This is a genomic window from Zhengella sedimenti, assembly GCF_046506625.1.
Lineage (GTDB): Bacteria > Pseudomonadota > Alphaproteobacteria > Rhizobiales > Rhizobiaceae > Zhengella > Zhengella sedimenti.
In genome coordinates this window covers 1-16,626 of record NZ_JBKFFP010000007.1, presented here as the reverse complement: position 1 = coordinate 16,626, position 16,626 = coordinate 1, and the positions used below count along the sequence as shown (strand labels likewise).

Below are 16,626 nucleotides of genomic sequence, written 5' to 3'. Positions count from 1 at the left end.
ATCATGAACGCACATCTGCAACCGACCGGTTCTGCCTATTTCATCCAGAAGAGCATGGAGAAGCCGGAGACCCACACGCTTTCGGTGCTCGTTGACAACGAACCAGGCGTGCTGGCCCGCGTTATCGGCCTGTTTTCCGGGCGGGGCTACAATATCGACAGCCTGACGGTTTCGGAAACCGAGCAGGAGCGGCACCGTTCGCGGATTACCATCGTCACCACGGGGACGCCCCATGTGCTGGATCAGATCAAGGCGCAGCTGGAGCGGATCGTGCCGGTCCATCGTGTCGTGGACCTGACCGTGCGCGCCAGGGAACTCGGCAACGACAAGCCCGTGGAGCGGGAACTGGCGCTGATCAAGGTCGCGGGGGCCGGCGACAAGCGCGTTGAAGCGCTCCGGCTCGCGGACGCATTCCGCGCATCTGTCATCGATGCCAATGTCGGCCATTTCATCTTTGAAATCACCGGCAAACCGTCGAAGATCGACCAGTTCATTGCCATCATGGCACCGCTCGGACTGATCGAGGTCTGCCGCACCGGAATCGCTGCGCTGAACCGGGGCGACAAGGGGATGTGATTCCCGGACGCGCCGCCACGGGGAGCAGCTTGCGGTTTACTTGACCACTGTCAGGCGCTCGGCGGCGCGCGTGATGGCTGTATAGAGCCAGCGTGATCGCGTGTCGCGAAATGCGTAGCTTTCGTCGAAGAGCACGACATTGTCCCATTGCGAGCCCTGTGCCTTGTGCACGGTCAGCGCATAGCCGAAATCGAAGTCATCGAAACGCTTCTTCGTCTGCCATGGTATCTCGGTATCGGGATTCTCGAAGGCAGCCTTCAGCAACTTTATCTTGGCTACGCCGCGATCGGGATCATCCTCCTCGGGAGAGACAAGAAGGTTCACGCCGGGTTTCGTGGTTTCCCTGCTTGCCGTCAGAACCTTCCAGAGCGAGCCGTTCAGCAAGCCCTTGGCGGGATCGTTCCGCAGGCAGACCATCTTGTCGCCGGCCAGGGGCAGGAGGCCGTCAAAGCCCTTGAGTTCGCGCAACCGCGCATTGTACCGGCGGCGCGTCCGGTTCGTCCCGACGAGGACCTGGTCCGCATCTAGGACGAGATCCTGGGTGACATCGGACTTGGCGATGACCTGCGCCGTACCGTAGTCTCCGTACATCAATTCGCGACCTTCGCGAACATCAAGCGCAAGGGCAATGATCGGATTGTCACGGGCCTGACGATGGATTTCGGTCAGCAGGAAATCGGGTTCGTGTTCGGTGAAAAAACCGCCTCCCGAGATCGGGGGCAACTGGCCCGGGTCGCCCAGGACCAGGATGGGGGTTCCAAAGCTCATCAGGTCGCGGCCGAGGGCCTCATCGACCATCGAACATTCGTCCACTATGATAAGGCGTGCGCGCGCCACGGGACTTTGCCGGTTGAGCGAGAATGTCGGGGCCATCGACGTCTTGCCCGTGGTCTCGTCTTCAACAGCCTCTTCGCCACGTGGCCGGTAGATCAGGGAATGGATGGTGCGGGCATTGGTCGCGCCCTTTGACCGCAGGACCTGGGCTGCTTTCCCGGTGAAGGCGGCAAACTGCACGTCGCCATCGACGGCTTCGGCGAAATGGCGTGCAAGGGTCGTTTTTCCAGTACCGGCATAGCCGAACAGGCGGAAAAGCGGGGATTGCCCTTCCTTCAGCCACTCGGAGACACGCCTGAGAGCCGTATCCTGTTCAGGAGAAAACCTCATTGGGTCTCCCTGCCCGATTCGTGTCTCGTTGGCGAGCGAACATTCATTTCATTGATTGTCCGGTGTCCGAGATTGCCAACTATGGTTGTATGGGGTAGTATCCGCGAAAGTCAAAGACACTACTCTGAGTATATTGCAACAGACATGACCATAGTGCCTCTCGGTGGCCGTCCGCCACGAATTCCGGAACCGCAATTCGCCACGATAACGCCTGAGCAGATATCCGCTCTGGTTGATGAATTCTATGGCCTTGTCCAGGCCAACGAACGGCTCGGGCCGATCTTCGAGGCAAGAGTGCAGGGACGTTGGCCCTTGCATCTCGACCGCATGAAGACCTTCTGGAGGTCCGTGCTACTCAAGTCGGGCGAGTATGTCGGACAACCGGTTGCTGCGCACATGACGATCGGCAACCTGCGTGAGGATGATTTCCGGTTGTGGCTGCATTTGTTCGAGAAAACGGCAGCCGAAGTCTTTCATCCCGACGCGACGCCGCATGTCATTTCGGCGGCCAGACGTATCGCCAGAAGCCTTTGGCTGTCGCGTTTCGGCGGCCCGTTCAAGAGACCCCCGGCGTGGCTGGACTAGGCGCCAGGACCAACGACCCGGCATGGACTGCCGTCGGATCGAGAGGCGTCTTGCAGCACCTTGCGCGTCATATGCCGGTTGGTGCCCTCGTGGCCGGAACCGGGCGTATCATGCGGCAGCCTGACGGCGTTGCTCAAGCGCGGGTAGCTCACCGAGCGACGTGACGGCATCCTGAAAGGCGTCATCGTCCACATATTCAACCGCGTCCTGATCCAGCAGCCAGCGGCCGGCGCGGTCCAGCAAGGGCGCCTCTTGTTCCGCCTGCGCGAGTTCGTCTTCAATCCCGGCCAGTTCCGCATTGCCCTGGCCGGCATCCGGCGATTCGCCCAGCGCCTCGGCGAGATGGGCATCGCGGGCGACCAGGTCGCTCAAGGCCTCAAGTGCATTGAGGTGAGCTTCCGCTCCGCATGCCTTCAGGCCTTCCGTACAGGCAGTCCACAGATCCGGTTGACCCCAGGCATTGTAGACGAAGGCGCCGAGTCCGCCTTCCGACAGGTTGCGAACGAGGTAATCCATGCACCAGACCGAAACCGCCACGGAAGGCAATTCCTCGGGATAGTACCCGGCTTCGAACATGAGGTAGTCGGCAACCTTGACCGCGAGGGCAGCCGCTTGCTCTCCATCGCGTGTTTGCGCAACTGACGCCGGCAAGGGGATCCGGGGTATCGTGGGGACATCCCCAGCCATATCCGGCATCAATGGCTGTAACGCTTCGTCATCCGCAGCACCGGGTCGGTGCGTCTGCTCCATGTCGCTTGAACCGCGAGCGCGATCAATCGGCTCTTCGTGAGCGATCAGGAGTCCATCGGTTTCCGGCATGAGGGGAGGGGCAAAGACCGTTTCCCGGGTGTGCGCAAGCGTTCCGCTTTCTCCATGCGATACCATCGAAGCACCGACGCCGACGATCGGATGCTCTTCCGGCTGCCGCGGCTCGAACTCGATGTCTGTCCGGTCTTCGTCGTCTGCAGCTTCGTGAACATCCAGCGTCTCGCCCGTCAAGGCTTCCAGCCGCGCCTTCAGCCGTTCGCGCAGCTTTTCCAGTTCATTGTCCGCGGCGTCTGAAGAGGCGCCCTCGGCATCTGCATGATCCGCTACCTGCGCAGCGGCTTCGACAGGAAAGGGCTTGCCGCCGCCCAACACGTCGGGATTGCTGACCTGCGCCTCGGCGACCTGCGCGGCCGAAACCGTGTTGTGGTCATGGTCGGGGGCCGTTGCGGCCATGTCCGTTTCGGGGCGAACGGCGCGAGCCTGGTCCTGCGCGACGTCTTGCTTCCAGGCTGTTTCGTCGGTCATGACTTCGGGTATGGCCGGTTCGCTGTATCCGGCATGGGCATAGTCGTCGCGGGTCAGTTGCGGAGGATTGAGATCCTTGCGCGTCGGACGCGACAGGATGGAGTTCATACGCCGATGAAGTTGCGAATTGTCCGAGGTCACGTAGGCGGGAATTTCGACCTTCGGCTTTTTTCTTCCCAGCAGATCCATCAGCTTGGACATGAACAGAGCCTCTTTCCAGTGAACGCCGTCAGCCTATTGTCCATCCTTGAAGGACTGGCTAACAAACGGGTCCTGTTCGAAGGTTCGCCGTTTATGGTCAACAAATCTTGAATGCCGCGAGTGCCAGGCGGCAGGAGATCACAGTTCTGGCCTGATGACGCGCCCGTTCACGAATATCCAGACGAACAACAATGCCCCGCAGGCAGAGACGACCGAGGCAAACTGGAAGAGTGCGCCGTCACCCTCAAATTCCTCGAAAATGCGCCCGGCCACGAGCAGTACAAGGCCGGTTTGCCAGATCCATGCCTGCGGCCTTGAGAGACGCGAAGACTTCATTCCGGGAAAAAGCCGGTAAGTCAGGCCCATCGCGAAGGAGCCACAGAAGCCGGCCATGAAGGCGTAGGCATGGGGCAGGCCCGTGTTCCAGCCGGAAATGCCCGATACGACCGCAAGAATGACGGTGAAGGCAAGCCAGGCCGCACCTGCGAGAAGCAGGTGCTCATCGATACGATTCGTGGCAGCGGTGGCCTGAAACATGGGAACGCTCGCTTGAAACCGGTTGCGCAGGACAGCTTGCCTACAATACGGTCGCCGCGCGCAAGCACCAATACCCTTCACAGTGGAAGCCGGAACAAAAGAACATGCCCGCCAAGCTCTCGGTCAACCTGAACGCTATCGCGATGCTGAGAAACCGGCGGGACCTGCCATGGCCGAGCGTGACGGGACTCGGCCGGATCGCGCTGGAAGCCGGCGCGCACGGGCTGACCGTTCATCCCCGCCCCGATCAGCGCCATATCCGTTTCTCGGATGTTCCGGATATCCGTGCCCTGATCGATGATTCGTTTCCCGCCGCGGAATTCAACATAGAGGGCTATCCCACCGATGATTTCCTGGCGCTGGTCGAGGACGCGGAGCCCGAACAGGTAACCTTGGTCCCCGATGATCCGTCGCAGCCTACATCGGATCATGGCTGGAACTTCATCGCCGATCGGGAAATGCTGCGTTCCATCGTGTCCCGGCTGAAGAATAAGGGAACGCGGGTCTCCCTTTTTTGCGATCCGGATGCCTCCGCTGCCATGATCGAGGCGGCTGCAGCTACCGGGGCAGACCGCGTTGAATTCTACACCGGTCCCTACGGCGGGTGTCACGATGATCCGGAGAAGGCCAGGGTTGAACTGGCACGCCTGGAAGCGGCGGGCCGGCTTGCCGAACAGGCAGGCCTTGGCATCAATGCCGGGCATGACCTTACGGTAGCCAACCTTCCCGCTCTCGTGCGGGTTCTGCCCACGCTGCGGGAAGTCTCGATCGGGCACGGTCTGACGGCTGATGCGCTGGAATACGGCATGGCGCAGACGGTCCGCAGGTTCCTGGACGCACTGGGCGCCTGAAAAGGCGCCAGGCGCGGTTCGCGCAACCCGTTTCCCGCATGGCGGGAGGTGCCGGCTGGCGGATAAGCAAGTTCTGGCAGGCAAAGCTGTTCCCGGTTTAACGCGGGCCGGGAGACGAAGTTGCGCGCCATCCGCCATTGCATGAAACGCCTCGCCGTTGAGAGGTCTGCGGCGACATCCATCGAATACGGGCTGGTCTCCGCCCTTGCCGGCTTGTGGCTCATGGTTACCCTCGGTGGCTTGGGGATTGATCTGCGAGGCGGACTTCAGCTTGTCTCTGCCCTGCTTCAGCAGGACGATGAGGGCGGTCCCGGCGCGATTGTCCTTGTGCTTGAATAGGTGACCTGCAATCGGGCACCGACACCCGAGACCGCATTGCGATTGACGCAAAGGCATGGAGACCGAACTCCAATGGGCTTTGCCATTGCCATGGGCAACCGATGCCGCTAAAACCGCGCGGATTTTCGACCATCAGGCCAATTGGGGGGGAAGGCTTCCGCCCAGGCCATTCCAGTAAAGAAGGACGGGACCCATGCGCGTTTACTACGATCGCGACGCCGATCTCAATCTCATCAAAGGCAAGAAGGTTCTTGTCATCGGTTACGGATCGCAGGGCCGCGCCCATGCGCTGAACCTCAAGGATTCCGGTTGCGAGAACGTGCGGGTCGCATTGCGCGCCGGTTCCGCCACGGCCAAGAAGGCTCAAGCAGACGGCTTCACCGTCATGAGCGTGGCCGAAGGCGCCGCCTGGGCCGACCTGATGATGATGGCGACCCCGGACGAATTGCAGGCCGGCATCTACAAAAACGAAATCGCCGGCAATATCCGCGACGGTGCGGCAATTGCCTTTGCGCATGGGCTGAACGTCCATTTCGGCCTGATCGAGCCGAAGGCATCCGTCGACGTGTTGATGATCGCCCCGAAAGGCCCCGGTCACACGGTTCGCGGCGAATACGTCAAGGGCGGCGGTGTGCCGTGCCTGGTTGCCGTTCACCAGGATGCTTCCGGCAATGCGCTGGATCTCGGTCTCTCCTATGCCTGCGGCGTCGGCGGCGGCCGTTCCGGCATCATCGAGACCAATTTCCGTGAAGAGTGCGAAACCGATCTCTTCGGCGAGCAGGTGGTCCTGTGCGGCGGTCTTGTGGAGCTCATCCGCGCCGGTTTCGAGGTGCTGGTCGAAGCCGGTTATGCCCCGGAGATGGCCTATTTCGAGTGCCTGCATGAAGTGAAGCTGATCGTGGATCTCATCTACGAAGGCGGTATCGCCAACATGAACTACTCGATCTCGAACACGGCTGAGTGGGGCGAGTATGTAAGCGGACCGCGCATCATCACCGAAGAAACCAAGAACGAGATGCGCCGCGTGCTCAAGGACATCCAGACCGGGAAGTTCACCTCCGAATGGATGCAGGAATGGCATTCCGGTGCCGCACGGTTCAAGGGCATCCGCCGTGTCAATGACAGCCATCAGATCGAGGAAGTCGGCGAAAAGCTTCGCGGCATGATGCCGTGGATCTCCGCAAACAAGCTGGTCGACAAGACGAAGAACTGAACCACTCGTTCGCGAGCAGCGGACAGCGAATCGAGGGGCCGCGGCGGAAACGCCGCGGCCTTTTGGTTTCAAGAGCCCTCAACATTTTGCATCCGAAATAGGTCAGTACTATTGACATAAATTGCCGGCAAGCGCATATCCCGCGCCACTTTGTTGCGCAGCGGAGTTCGCCATGGTTGCCGAGAACAGATTTGCCTCCCGTGAAAGCCGCATGAAGGCTTCCGAGATTCGGGAACTGTTGAAGTTGCTTGACCGTCCCGAGATCATTTCCTTTGCGGGCGGTATTCCTGATCCGGACCTTTTCCCGGCAAGTGCTTTCCGTGAGGCCTATGGTGCTGCGCTCGATCAGGAAAGCAGGAAAGGCAGTCTGCAATACTCCCCGTCCGAAGGACATCCAGGCCTTCGCGATTGGATTGCCGGCCAGATGGCAGAGCTTGGCATTCCCTGTACCCTCGACAATATCGTCATTACCTCGGGGTCCCAGCAGGCTCTCGATTTTCTCGGGAAGCTGTTCCTGTCGCCGGGCGATACAGCGCTGGTTTCCTGGCCGACCTATCTCGGTGCGCTTCAGGCCTTCAACGCTTATGAGCCGAACTATGACCGGCTGGAACCCATGGGCAACAGGGATGCTGCGGATTTTCGCCAGATGGCTGAAGCGAGGGGCGGAAAGGTCAAATTCGCCTACATGTCGGTCGACTTTGCCAATCCGACCGGGCAGACCATGACGCTCGGCGAGCGGAAAAGCATACTCGATCTCGCAGAAACGCTCGATACGGCCATTATCGAGGACGGGGCCTACCAGGCACTGCGCTACGATGGCGAAGCCATTGCACCGATGCTTGCGCTTGAAATCGCGCGCAAGGGCGACATAGACCTTTGCCGCACCATTTATTGCGGTTCGTTCTCCAAGACGCTTGCGCCGGGACTGCGCATCGGCTGGGTGTGCGCTGCCCGTGACATCGTCTCGCGTCTCGTCATTCTCAAGCAGGCAGGCGATCTCCATACGTCCACGATCAACCAGGTCGCCATGAATCATGTGGCACGAAGCGCTTTTTCGGAACATGTCGAGGCTTTGCGGGAGGCCTATGCGGCCCGACGGGATCGCCTTCTGGACGCGCTGGAACGGGAAATGCCGGATGGCGTGACGTGGACGCGTCCGGAGGGAGGAATGTTCGTTTGGGTGACGCTTCCGAAAGGCATGGACGGGGCCCGCCTTCTGGAACAGGCCATCCGGGAGGCAAATGTCGCGTTTGTTCCCGGGCAGGCGTTTCATCCCGATGGTTCGGGCGAGAACACGCTGCGCCTTTCCTTTTCCTGCGCAACCGGGACCATGATCGATGAGGGGATGAAACGGTTCGGCACGCTCGTCAGGGAATGCCTCCGCCAGGATGAAGCTGCACTGGTGCGCACAAATCGATGAGTTGCCGCGATATTTTCACGGAATCAGGCGAATACCCCATGGAATGATGTCTTCTCTCGACGCCACGGTTGCCCCATGATTGCTGCAGCTTGACATCAAGGCGATTTGTCAGACGTCGATCAGTCCTTCGCGCATCGCCTTTACAAGAAGGGTTGCCGTGGAATGAACACCCATCTTGCGCATGAGGCTGGTCCTGTGACTGTCGACGGTCTTGGTACTGACGCCGAGATGCTGGCCGATCTGGCCGTTCGACATGCCGCGGGCGACGCATCTGAGAACCTCGATCTCCCGCATGGAAAGATTGCGCGTTGCCTCAAGGGGCGACATGGCGGCCTCGACATCACGGGAGAAAACCCGGGAGCCGGCGGCAATGCGGCGCAGGGCATCACAAAGGTCCCGGACCGGACCGTTCTTGAGCAGAATGCCATCTGCTCCCGCTTCCGCAAGCTGCCGGAAAACCTTGGGCGCGTTGTATCCGGTCACGATCACGATACGCGTTTCTGGCGACCAGCGCCGCGACTCGATCAATACTTCAAGGCCGGTTGCACCAGGCATGGAAAGATCAAGGACCGCGAAGTCCGGGCGCCGTCTGCGGATGTCGGCGATGGCCTGAATGCCATTGGAGGCGGTTCCAATGATTTCGAAATCGACCATGTCACGAATCGTGCTTTCGGTGCCCCGAACTGTCAGATCATGGTCGTCGGCAATAAGGACAGTGTTCGGCAATCCAGTAAAAGCGGTTTCGGTTGCCGCCATTCCCTCTTTATAATTCTGGCATTCATTGCAGTACAGTTTTCGTCTTTTTCATTTATATACACGTGTATTGCGTCGGAGACGACACAAATTGTGAAACTTGCCGGTCCTGTCGACCCTGGTGCGCTGGTGCAGCAGGTCCAATATCGCCTCGATCCGGAATGGAAGCTGACTGTCAGGGACGTGGCGTCCGAGGCCGGTTCGCGGGTTTTCCAGCCAATCGAGGGGACCAGCGCGGACTTCGGCTATACGAAGTCTGCCATCTGGCTTCGCTTCTCGGTCTCGAACGAGACCTCCGGAACCGACGACTGGAAATTGTTCTTCCGAGAAAACTTCATGCAGGTTTTCGAGGTCTATCAGGAAAGCTCAGATCACGGCATACGGACACTGATCGCGCAGGACCAGCATTCGCCGTTTTCCAGCAGGCCACACCCCTATCCCGAACTCGTCGTGCCGTTTTCGCTTCAACCGGGCGAAGATGCCCGGTTTTTCATCCGTTACTGGTCTGGCGGATCGTCGGAATTGACCTTTTCGATCGAGACCGCAGAGAGTTTCGATGCCTTTTCGACACGCCGCTCCGCGAAAAATTTCATCTACTACGGCATGATGCTGTTTCTCTCGGCACTGGCGCTTGTGGCGCTTCTGGCGACGAGGAACGCGATATTCCTGGCTTATGCCGGCTATTCCGGTTCGGCACTTCTTTTCATCATGCATGCCGACGGAAACGGCTTCAAATATCTTTGGCCTGATTCGCCCGCATTCAATGGATTTGCAACGGTTTACTTTGGTTCCGGGATCGTGATCTTCGGGGCGCTGTTTGCCCAGATGTTCCTGCAAACGAAGCGGTTTCATCCGGTGATCGACAAGCTGTTGCTGGCAACGGTCATCCTCACGCTGACACTCATCCTCGGCGCCCTTTTCGGCGACACGCAGACAATGAAGAAGCTTCTGGTGCTCATGGCATTTGCCGGAATCCTTCTCTTCACCCTTGCCGGACTGGTCGCTGCCAGAAAACGGTTTCGTGAAGTCCGTTTCTACGTCCTGGCCTGGGCGGGGGCGCTCATTTCCAGTTCGATCATGACTGGGCGGCATTGGCTCGGCATCGATATCTCGGAGGAAATGCAGTATGACAGCATCCGGATCGTCATGGTATCGGACGCAACCTTCATGGGCATGGCGATCTGGGACCGGATAAACCAGCTTCGCAAAGCCAGCCATTCAGCCTTGCGGCAAAGCCTGTATCATGCCGAGCGCAATCTCTCGATCTCGCGCCGCATGCAGGAACTCGAAAAGCAATATGCGATCGCCCTCAATCTGGTTGCCGACAAGGACCGAATACTCGCAGATACGGTGCATGACCTGCGCCAACCCCTGCATGCCCTGCGGCTCAACGTACAGAGGCTGATCAGTGGCGATGCGGCGGCGCGGGCGAAATCGCAGGATATCGAACAGACCTTTACCTATCTCGAAACACTCGTCGCCGACCAGCTTGAGCAGGGCGGAAGCCATGCGCGTCCTGATCGTGCAAGGGAGGAAAGCGAAGTCGCCGGAAGGCAATTGAATGTCAATGACGTCCTGGCCTCGGTGCACGAAATGTTCCTGCCGGACGCACGAGCTAAGGGACTGCGCTTCATCCATGTTCCCACATCGCTGGAAAGCAGCGTCGAGCCGCTCGTGCTGATGCGCGTGGTCAGCAATCTCGTCGCAAACGCCATAAACTACACCGATACCGGGAAAGTCCTCCTGGGATGCCGGCGAAGCGCGGACATGATCAGGGTCGAAGTGCATGACACAGGCGCGGGGATGACGCCGGATGAATGGGACGCGGCCCTGCAACGCAATGTGCGACTGGAAAACACAGCGCGCCAGACCGCCGGCAACGGACTGGGTCTTGCCATCGTCTCGGAACTGGCCTTCCGGCACGGACTTTCGATGCGCCTCGACGAGAAGCAGCAAGAAGGCACCGGGATCATCGTTGAAATCCCGCGTCACCGACCTGCGTGAAATCGTCAGTTTCCGTTGCGATACACGCTTCTGTCCCAAACCGGCATGCGGGACCCAATGCGTGTGTCCGGTGTATCGATTCCGGACAAGCCGACAGGGTGCCCTTTTCTTCTGTCGTGCAACGGAACGGGGCAATCGCGCGGTCTTGTCCGACGAACCCGACATGGCGCGAAACATGCTTCGCCGCTTGCGATCAGTTTCATCGCGCATTCGTGTCCAGCAGGTGTGATCATGAGGAAGGAAATGGCAATGGGGCATGCTTTTCAGACGAACGCTGACAGACGGTCCATGTTGCGGCAAAGGTCGTTCAAGGGAGCGGTGCTTCAATTCAACAGGGGGTATTCGTCGCTCGATGCCGTCGTCCGGAACTTTTCAGGGCAGGGCGCAATGCTCTCGATGGGCGACACATCGGGTATTCCGTCCCGTTTCGAAATCCGTATCAGCGGAGAAGAGACCCGCATGGCAACAATCCGCTGGCGTTCGCCCGTCAGGGCCGGAATCCAGTTCGAGAATTGACGGGCCGGCAATTTCCTGCCCCGCGCCGATCAGGCGCGGGGCAGGTTTCCTTGTCCCTTGGATCCGTCAGGTGGGGCCATTGATCAGGAAGCCAGGGACAGGACAAACCGAAGCGTGCATATCAAGCAGCAGGCCATGACCGCCCGTCCAAGCCGTGCCTGCTCTACGTCTTCGATTTCCATGTTAACCGTCTGTGACCAACAACACTTACCCCAGTTGGTGTATTGGCTATCGTGTGAGGTTCCCAGGGAATTCTGACGGGTTGGATATGGCTGGTCACGATGATCGACTGATTGACAGTCTCTACGAGGCGGCCGTGGATCCTGCACGTTATGACGCCCTGATGGATGCCTGGGGAACATTGCTTGAACAGGAACTCGCCCAGTATCCTGACAAGCAACCGGAACTGCCGGTCCGGCTGGTCAGGCATTTCGAGTATGCTGGCGAGATCCTTGAACGCATGAGCGCCGTCCGTGCCGTTCCGGGCGAGACATGCCAGGATATAGAACGCGACAATGGACCTTCCTTCCTGGTGTCGGCGGAAGGCAGGATCCTGGCTGGCAATCGCACGGCAACGGACGCTTTCGGAGAACTGACAGGACAAGACATTTCGGAACTGCTGCTTGAACCCCGAATGCTCGGTGGCCTGCGCCGGTCATTGCGGACACCGCCTGGACCACAGCGCGGGGTGCGCCTGGCAGGTCTTGCCTGGGACCGGCAGGGTGAAACGCAGTATCTGCTTTTCTTTTGTCCGAATCCGAGCGTAATGACCTCCAAAGCAGTCGGAAAGCTGGTTGCGGCGGGACTGAACTGGATCGAAAGCACGGCTTCCCATCTGGAACAGCTTTACGGTTTGACGCCAGCCGAAATCGCCATCGCAAGGGGTTGGGTGGAGGGGCACACACTTGGCGAACTTGCCGAAGCCAAGGAACGGTCTTTGCAGACCTTGCGGACGCAGGCCAAATCGCTCCTGCGGAAAACGGGCCAAAGGTCGCAACTTGATCTGGTCAGGCTGGTTGCAGGAATAGTGCTGGCAACCGGCAGCAATACAGACAGTGCTCGTATCGAAGATGACGGCGATATGCTGCAATTCGAACTGCCCGACGGACGCGTCATGCATGTCGAATTCGCCGGCCCGATCACAGGCGAGCCGATGGTTCTCATGCATGGCATGTTGAGCGGCACCGGCTTGTCAGAAGAAGCAAGGCGCGCGCTCGAGCAACGGCAGATCCGGCTCATATTGCCGTGGCGCGGTTCATATGCGCTTTCGTCGCCTTACGTGGGCAAGCCCTCTGCCATGCCGGAACGTCATGCCCGCGATGTTGCACTTCTCCTCGACCACCTGGGGCATGAGAGGGTGCTTATGTGCGGGCAGGCATCGGGCTTCATGCATGCTGCCACATTTGCGGGTCTTTTTCCGCATCGCATCACGCAACTCGTCGGCATTGCTGCGGGAATACCGATCGCCACGCAAAAGCAGTTGCGGCAAATGCCGTCGCGGCAGCGGTTTGTCGCCTATACCGCGCGTCACCTGCCAAGCGTACTCCCGGTAATCGTCAAGGCCGGCATAGCGCAGATCGCGACGAATGGGATCGATGCGTTCATTGACGCGCTTTATCCTGCAGGTACCGTCGACGGCGCGGTTTCGAGGCGTCCGGAAATCCGCGATATCATGCGAAAGGCTTATCGCGAAACAACACGCCAGGGCCACTGCGGCTTCGAAACGGAAATGTGGCATGCTGTTCGGGACTGGAGCAGCATATTGCGTGCCGCTTCCGTTGATTTCACCCTTCTTCATGGAACCCGGGATGACGTCGTACAAATCGGGGACGTGGAGGCGCTATGCGCCCGTCTTGCCTGCGCGAGGCTGGTTGCTGTCAGGGACAAGGGACAACTCATGCTCCATGACGACCCGGCGCTCGTGTTCGGCATCATCCAGGCCCTTGCCCATGGACGATCGATGCCCGACATGATCACGCCCGGCGACGCGGATTGGAAGGGTTCAATGCGCGCCGGGCCTGCCGGTTTTGCCGGTGAACCGAGGGCCGCGCACCGGCTTTGAGCCGGGGCCTGCAAAGGAAAACCGGATAATTTCGGCAATTGCCGTCCGGATGAAACTTGCAGCAACCGGATTCGCAAGCCAAACTCCGTCCATGTCGCTTCGCATTGCCACCTTCAACATCGAGAACCTGATGAATCGGTTCGATTTTTCCGGATACCGGAACAATCTGAACCAGGACAGGACGCTGGCGCTCTACAAGATCGAGGATGAGGAACAGTACAAGCGCCTCGAGGCCGCCAGGACGATCGCGCATACCGACGATACGAGGCAGCTTTCCGCGCTCGCCATCGCCGATACCCATGCGGACATCGTGGTGCTGCAGGAAGTGGACAATCTCGACGCCTTGCACGCCTTCGAATACGGCTATCTCTTCAAGATGGTCGGATCCGGTTACCGGCACAAATACCTGGCGCCTGGCAATGACGGACGCGGTATCGATGTGGCCGTGATGATGCGCGACGAAACACGCGACGGCCAGCCGATCGAGTTCCTGGCCATGCAGAGCCATGCCCATGTCACCTTTGGCGAGCTGGGCCTGCACGACCGGGTGCTCGCGGAGATGGGAATTGAGGCGCACGAACGGGTGTTCCGGCGGGACTGCCTGGAGATCGACCTTTCGGTCGCCGGGCGTCCCCTGACGATTTTTGCCATTCACTTCAAGTCGATGGGCGGGAATCGGGACGGCATTCCGGGCCGTGAGTATACCATGCCGGTACGTATGGCGGAGGCAAGGGCCGTACGGCGGATCATTTCCGACAAGTTCGAGGGCCGCACAGCGGGAAAACGCTGGCTGATCGCGGGCGACTTCAATGACTACCGCGAACGGATCCTGATTACGGGTGATCGCCGTTCGGGCCATTCGTTCAAGCCTGTGGCGGAAGCATCGAGCAGTCTTGATGTGCTGCTCGAAGACGGCTTCGCGGTGGATCCCGTCCAGCGCTTGGACGCGATGGAACGCTGGACGCTCTACCACACGCGGGGGCCGGAGGAGCGGCATCTATGCCAGCTCGACTACCTTCTCCTGTCGCCGCGGCTAGCGGAGCGAAACGGGAAACGGTTGCCGGAAATCATCCGCTCGGGACAGCCGTGGCGCACGATCTTTCCGCCCGGCCAGGAACCGGAGCGTTATCCGCGGACGGGCTGGGACAGGCCCAAGGCTTCCGACCATTGTCCTGTCGTCATGAAACTGGATATCGCGTGAACATGGCGATCAGGATCCCGCGTGGACGGATGCTTCGCATTGCCGAAGTCCGGATCGATCTTGCAGCGGAGCCACATCCCTTCGAACTGGTTCACGAAAGGGCGATTGCCGAAACCTGGGCCGTTGCAAAGGCGGCCAAGCCGGCCTTGTTCAATGGACTGACCACTCTGGTTTCGGCTGCGGAAATCAACGGCGATGGCATCCTGTGGGGATGCTGCCACCTTGTCAGGTACGCCACGCTCCTGCATTGGATCGGGCATCCGGAACCGGAGGGTACGGAACATGTCTTCGCCCATGCGGTTCCGGAATCGGCGGATGGCCGCGCCATCGCGATCCGCATGGGTCCGCAAACCGTCAATGCCGACCAATGCTATTTCGCGGCCGGGTCGTTTGACGCCAGTGACATCGTTGACGGACGAATTGACATCAAGGGCAACATGGCCCGTGAAGTGCGCGAGGAAACCGGCTTGGCCCTTGAACAAGCCGTAGCTGAACACGGCTTTCACCTCTGGCGGGGCCGTGGTTACGCAGTGCTGTTGAGGCGCTATCGGTTTGAGCAGGCCGCCGATGATCTGGCAAGCCAGGTGCGTGCGCATGTCGCCAGGGAGCCGATGCCCGAAATCATCGGACCTGTGGTGCTCGAACCCGGCGGAAAACGTCCCCGACGCCTTGCGGCGCACATGGGACCGGTTCTCGACTGGCTGGCAACCGAACCTGGGTTTCGTGCCGCCTGATTTGCGATGCGCAACAGCGTTCTCCATGCCAATATGGAACAAACGATCGATCTTGTTCAGGAGCAACAGACGTGACGTGCCGCCCATATGCCATTTACGACGTGTTCACCACCCATGCCCTGAGCGGCAATCCGCTGGCTGTCGTTTTCGACGCCGCCGGACTTTCCGGCGAAGCGATGCAGGCAATCGCACGCGAGTTCAACCTGTCGGAAACCGTCTTTGTCCTGAAGCCGGAGAACGAATTGCACAATGCTGCAGTGCGCATCTTCATGCCGGGCGGCGAATTGCCTTTCGCGGGTCATCCTACCGTCGGCGCGGCGATAGCCATTGCCGAGCGCGAGGGGCGTCTGGACAATGGTGCCGCGCTTGTCGCGCTGGAGGAAACCATCGGTCTTGTCCGGGCGGCGGTACGCCGCGACGGCGAGGGTGTCTTCGCCGAATTCGATCTGCCGAAGCTGCCGGAACATCTGCCCAATCCGGTCGCGAAGGAAGCGGCGGCGGCGGCCCTTGGGATCAATGTTCACGAGATCGGTTTCGAGAACCACATGATCAGTGCCTGGTCGGCTGGCGTTCCCTATGTCTGTGTTCCGGTGCGCAACCTCGATGTGGCGCAAAGAGTTCGAATGAATGATGCGCTGTGGCTGTCGGCGCTGGGCGATCCTGCTCCGTACGGTGCGCCTTGCCCCTATGTGTATTGCCGCGAGACGGTGAACCATGATTCGGCATTTCATGTTCGCATGTTCGCGGGAATCCATGGCATCCCGGAGGATCCGGCGACAGGCTCGGCTGCGGCCGCCTTCGCAGGCGCTGTTGTCCATTTCGACGAACCGTCTATCGGTCTGCACCGGCTGGTGCTTGAGCAGGGTATCGAGATGGGCAGGCCTTCGCGGATCCAGCTGGAAATCGAGGTGGAACATGCCACGCTCCTGGCGGCGCGGATCGGCGGTCACGCAGTCAAAGTCGCGGAAGGCATGCTGCATCTGTGACCGGGCCAGACCAAAAAGCATACGGCGAAGCGCAATTAGGGCTGGACAGTGGGGGACGTGCGGGCTATATCGCGCGCCATCGGCGGGTGATTAGCTCAGTTGGTAGAGCAGCTGACTCTTAATCAGCGGGTCGTAGGTTCGATCCCTACATCACCCACCAATTTCAATGACTTAGCGGGTGCCGATTGCCT

At 59.8% G+C, this 16,626-nt stretch carries 16 protein-coding genes and 1 tRNA gene; 13 read left to right on the top strand and 4 right to left on the bottom strand.

The annotated features are described in order from the left end of the window. The first annotated feature begins 3 nt into the window (after nt 1-3). Nucleotides 4-576 (top strand): acetolactate synthase small subunit, encoded by a 573-nt coding sequence (ilvN, locus tag ACLB6G_RS17290; protein WP_410357465.1) that lies wholly within the window; start codon nt 4-6, stop codon nt 574-576. Nucleotides 577-612: 36 nt separating this feature from the next. Here the strand turns inward: ilvN and ACLB6G_RS17285 are convergent, their stop codons facing one another. Continuing rightward, on the bottom strand, nt 613-1,740 hold the full coding sequence (locus tag ACLB6G_RS17285) for an ATP-dependent DNA helicase (RefSeq protein WP_410357464.1): 1,128 nt from the start codon (nt 1,738-1,740) through the stop codon (nt 613-615). Between the two features lie 144 nt (nt 1,741-1,884). Here ACLB6G_RS17285 and ACLB6G_RS17280 point away from each other — a divergent pair, with 144 nt between their 5' ends. Further along, nucleotides 1,885-2,325 carry a group III truncated hemoglobin gene (locus tag ACLB6G_RS17280; protein ID WP_410357463.1) on the top strand — a complete coding sequence of 147 codons (441 nt, stop codon included), beginning with the start codon at nt 1,885-1,887 and terminating at the stop codon, nt 2,323-2,325. A gap of 108 nt (nt 2,326-2,433) precedes the next feature. On the opposite strand, the gene ACLB6G_RS17275 is transcribed toward ACLB6G_RS17280, so the two are convergent. Together ACLB6G_RS17275 and ACLB6G_RS17270 are read right to left on the bottom strand one after the other, a co-directional pair. Then, entirely contained in the window at nt 2,434-3,819 is a 1,386-nt protein-coding gene (locus tag ACLB6G_RS17275) for a DMP19 family protein (protein ID WP_410357462.1), read from the bottom strand. A 138-nt stretch (nt 3,820-3,957) separates the two neighbouring features. Continuing rightward, nucleotides 3,958-4,356 carry a hypothetical protein gene (locus ACLB6G_RS17270; protein WP_410357461.1) on the bottom strand — a complete coding sequence of 133 codons (399 nt, stop codon included), beginning with the start codon at nt 4,354-4,356 and terminating at the stop codon, nt 3,958-3,960. A gap of 104 nt (nt 4,357-4,460) precedes the next feature. On the opposite strand from ACLB6G_RS17270, the gene ACLB6G_RS17265 reads away from it, so the two are divergent. From ACLB6G_RS17265 to ACLB6G_RS17250, 4 genes are all read left to right on the top strand, one after another. Continuing rightward, nucleotides 4,461-5,207 carry a pyridoxine 5'-phosphate synthase gene (locus ACLB6G_RS17265; RefSeq protein WP_410357460.1) on the top strand — a complete coding sequence of 249 codons (747 nt, stop codon included), beginning with the start codon at nt 4,461-4,463 and terminating at the stop codon, nt 5,205-5,207. A 120-nt stretch (nt 5,208-5,327) separates the two neighbouring features. Beyond that, nucleotides 5,328-5,546, top strand: coding sequence for a Flp family type IVb pilin (locus tag ACLB6G_RS17260; protein WP_410357459.1), 219 nt, complete (start codon nt 5,328-5,330; stop codon nt 5,544-5,546). Between the two features lie 193 nt (nt 5,547-5,739). Next, entirely contained in the window at nt 5,740-6,759 is a 1,020-nt protein-coding gene (gene ilvC / locus ACLB6G_RS17255) for a ketol-acid reductoisomerase (RefSeq protein WP_410357458.1), read from the top strand. 172 nt (nt 6,760-6,931) lie between these two features. Then, the gene (locus tag ACLB6G_RS17250; protein WP_410357457.1) at nt 6,932-8,179 is read left to right on the top strand and encodes an aminotransferase-like domain-containing protein; all 1,248 of its coding nucleotides are present in this window, start codon (nt 6,932-6,934) and stop codon (nt 8,177-8,179) included. A gap of 108 nt (nt 8,180-8,287) precedes the next feature. Here the strand turns inward: ACLB6G_RS17250 and ACLB6G_RS17245 are convergent, their stop codons facing one another. Further along, nucleotides 8,288-8,833: a LuxR C-terminal-related transcriptional regulator gene (locus ACLB6G_RS17245; protein WP_410357617.1), complete on the bottom strand. Its 546-nt coding sequence runs from the start codon at nt 8,831-8,833 to the stop codon at nt 8,288-8,290. A 39-nt stretch (nt 8,834-8,872) separates the two neighbouring features. Here ACLB6G_RS17245 and ACLB6G_RS17240 point away from each other — a divergent pair, with 39 nt between their 5' ends. From ACLB6G_RS17240 to ACLB6G_RS17210, 7 genes are all read left to right on the top strand, one after another. Next, the gene (locus ACLB6G_RS17240) at nt 8,873-10,936 is read left to right on the top strand and encodes a sensor histidine kinase (RefSeq protein ID WP_410357456.1); all 2,064 of its coding nucleotides are present in this window, start codon (nt 8,873-8,875) and stop codon (nt 10,934-10,936) included. A 231-nt stretch (nt 10,937-11,167) separates the two neighbouring features. After that, entirely contained in the window at nt 11,168-11,452 is a 285-nt protein-coding gene (locus tag ACLB6G_RS17235; RefSeq protein WP_410357455.1) for a hypothetical protein, read from the top strand. Between the two features lie 268 nt (nt 11,453-11,720). Beyond that, on the top strand, nt 11,721-13,514 hold the full coding sequence (locus ACLB6G_RS17230) for an alpha/beta fold hydrolase (RefSeq protein WP_410357454.1): 1,794 nt from the start codon (nt 11,721-11,723) through the stop codon (nt 13,512-13,514). Between the two features lie 91 nt (nt 13,515-13,605). Continuing rightward, nucleotides 13,606-14,715 carry an endonuclease/exonuclease/phosphatase family protein gene (locus tag ACLB6G_RS17225; RefSeq protein WP_410357453.1) on the top strand — a complete coding sequence of 370 codons (1,110 nt, stop codon included), beginning with the start codon at nt 13,606-13,608 and terminating at the stop codon, nt 14,713-14,715. Then, nucleotides 14,601-15,449 carry a hypothetical protein gene (locus ACLB6G_RS17220; protein ID WP_410357452.1) on the top strand — a complete coding sequence of 283 codons (849 nt, stop codon included), beginning with the start codon at nt 14,601-14,603 and terminating at the stop codon, nt 15,447-15,449. Before ACLB6G_RS17225 ends, ACLB6G_RS17220 begins: the two co-directional genes overlap by 115 nt. 71 nt (nt 15,450-15,520) lie before the next feature. Further along, nucleotides 15,521-16,435 (top strand): PhzF family phenazine biosynthesis protein, encoded by a 915-nt coding sequence (locus ACLB6G_RS17215; protein WP_410357451.1) that lies wholly within the window; start codon nt 15,521-15,523, stop codon nt 16,433-16,435. A gap of 84 nt (nt 16,436-16,519) precedes the next feature. After that, nucleotides 16,520-16,595: transfer RNA gene (locus ACLB6G_RS17210), tRNA-Lys, on the top strand. Nucleotides 16,596-16,626 lie beyond the last annotated feature (31 nt).

What these genes read in the sequence shown, in the direction of transcription:
- ACLB6G_RS17285 (WP_410357464.1), bottom strand. Translation starts at nt 1,740, where the DNA reads ATGAGGTTTTCTCCTGAACAGGATACGGCTCTCAGGCGTGTCTCCGAG.
- ilvC (WP_410357458.1), top strand. Translation starts at nt 5,740, where the DNA reads ATGCGCGTTTACTACGATCGCGACGCCGATCTCAATCTCATCAAAGGC.
- ACLB6G_RS17240 (WP_410357456.1), top strand. Translation starts at nt 8,873, where the DNA reads ATGGTCGTCGGCAATAAGGACAGTGTTCGGCAATCCAGTAAAAGCGGT.
- ACLB6G_RS17275 (WP_410357462.1), bottom strand. Translation starts at nt 3,819, where the DNA reads ATGTCCAAGCTGATGGATCTGCTGGGAAGAAAAAAGCCGAAGGTCGAA.
- ACLB6G_RS17265 (WP_410357460.1), top strand. Translation starts at nt 4,461, where the DNA reads ATGCCCGCCAAGCTCTCGGTCAACCTGAACGCTATCGCGATGCTGAGA.
- ACLB6G_RS17230 (WP_410357454.1), top strand. Translation starts at nt 11,721, where the DNA reads ATGGCTGGTCACGATGATCGACTGATTGACAGTCTCTACGAGGCGGCC.
- ACLB6G_RS17280 (WP_410357463.1), top strand. Translation starts at nt 1,885, where the DNA reads ATGACCATAGTGCCTCTCGGTGGCCGTCCGCCACGAATTCCGGAACCG.
- ACLB6G_RS17250 (WP_410357457.1), top strand. Translation starts at nt 6,932, where the DNA reads ATGGTTGCCGAGAACAGATTTGCCTCCCGTGAAAGCCGCATGAAGGCT.
- ACLB6G_RS17235 (WP_410357455.1), top strand. Translation starts at nt 11,168, where the DNA reads ATGAGGAAGGAAATGGCAATGGGGCATGCTTTTCAGACGAACGCTGAC.
- ACLB6G_RS17270 (WP_410357461.1), bottom strand. Translation starts at nt 4,356, where the DNA reads ATGTTTCAGGCCACCGCTGCCACGAATCGTATCGATGAGCACCTGCTT.
- ACLB6G_RS17225 (WP_410357453.1), top strand. Translation starts at nt 13,606, where the DNA reads ATGTCGCTTCGCATTGCCACCTTCAACATCGAGAACCTGATGAATCGG.
- ACLB6G_RS17245 (WP_410357617.1), bottom strand. Translation starts at nt 8,833, where the DNA reads ATGGTCGATTTCGAAATCATTGGAACCGCCTCCAATGGCATTCAGGCC.
- ilvN (WP_410357465.1), top strand. Translation starts at nt 4, where the DNA reads ATGAACGCACATCTGCAACCGACCGGTTCTGCCTATTTCATCCAGAAG.